We start from the raw sequence: 1,619 nt of genomic DNA, 5'->3' as shown, positions 1-1,619 counted from the left end.
ACATTTGTGTATGAAGTAATTTTATTTACAATTAGCATACGTAATTACACGACAAATCATCTTGATGAGATATCTCAAAAAGATTGCTAGTAAATCATTTTACGATTATTTCCAAATATGTCTGCAATAATTCTTTAACACTTGGTATCAATTATGGCAGTAAATAAATTAAATGCCGAATTGAAGTATAAAATTTATCAGGCACTTTGGGGTTTGATAAACGAATTAAAGATAGAGTCAGAAAAATTATCCCAACTTTTAGCTATCCATTGACAACGGAGGTGCAAGATAATTTCTGCGTTATCTTGAAGCCAAAATTTACTATTACCTTTCATACGTAAATTAACAACTTGACGAATTAAACTTTCAACAGCACCACTACCAAGAGGAAGTTTGTTGGTTGCAACTTCATTATATTTTAAAAGCCTCCGTCGGTAAGCTTTTAAAATATAGTTTCGCTCTCGTACCAAAATTTTAAGACGCTCTCCACTTGCCCCGAAGATAAATTCACCCATATTTCTCATTAAATCTAGTGCCTGACCTTTTTTTAAACTTTTTCGAGCCTTTTGAAACCATTGTTGACGCTCATTATTTGTGCTAAAAGCAGCATCAGCAAAATCTTGTAAATGTGACGCAGCGTGAAAAAAGTCTAATAACTGATAAGTTTCAGGTGGGCATTTTAACTTTTTGAGTAAAGGGGGAATATGTATCCAGATCCATTCTGCTCCATCCGCAATCAATAAAACCTGTTTCGCTTGACTAATACCTAAATCAACCAAGTACATCTCTAATATCTGCAAAAATCCAAGATATCCTTTATAAGTTCCATCATTGGTAATTGGAATCTCTCCATTCTTGATTTTTTCACCTTGCTCATTCACTACATAAATTGTTAATAGTTTTGGCTCAATCCATTCTCCTGTAAAGCCTACACGATTAGTCTTAACCTTACGCCTACCTTTTTTATTAATCCGAATCCGTGTACGACCACCATCTACAGCAATAACAACACGCTGGTCTTTAAGAATATTACTTGTAGGTAAGTTACCAAGCTCTAAACTTTTTATTTTCGATTCACGTAAATTTATGCCAATTTTACCAAAGTAATATGTTAGTCGTTCTATGCGTTTTAGACTGATATTTACGCCCCAATCAATTAATGTTGTCCGCGCTGCCTCAAATGAGCTAGCAATTGCGCCATATTGGGCAATAGTCGATAAAACTCCAGGGGTTAAACCCTCAGACATTCCCAAATATCTTAAAAATGGGCAAAATCCAACATGAGTAGATTTTTGATTTTTCTTTGATTGAGTTCGACGCTCAACCACATACGGTAGTTTTAAACTTACTTCGATATTCCCAACTGTTAATATTTGTCGTTTTTTACAACCATGCTTTTGTGTGGTTGTTTGCCACCACCCCTGTGTCTCCTGCTCTGCTTTATCTAAAAAATCTTGAGATTGTGACAGATTATAGAGCAATAAAGCTGTACATTCCCCTGCTAAAACTAAGGCAATTTCTCTAATTTTTTTCTCACGTTCTCTAAAAACGTGTCCATCCCATTCTGAGAGATTCGTTAGTTCTAAAAGTTTCGTGACTTTTTCTTGAAAGTGTTCTAA

At 34.8% G+C, this 1,619-nt stretch carries 1 protein-coding gene; it reads right to left on the bottom strand.

Features of this window, described 5'->3' with window-relative positions; translation table 11 throughout:
- Nucleotides 1–197 precede the first annotated feature (197 nt).
- Nucleotides 198–1,619: ISLre2 family transposase (locus tag H6G97_RS51035; protein ID WP_190947772.1), on the bottom strand; the 1,422-nt coding region annotated here is incomplete at its 5' end.

Source organism: Nostoc flagelliforme FACHB-838 (assembly GCF_014698065.1).
GTDB lineage: Bacteria > Cyanobacteriota > Cyanobacteriia > Cyanobacteriales > Nostocaceae > Nostoc > Nostoc flagelliforme_B.
Note: the sequence above shows the minus strand (reverse complement) of the source record. Positions and strands in the feature narration are given on the sequence as shown.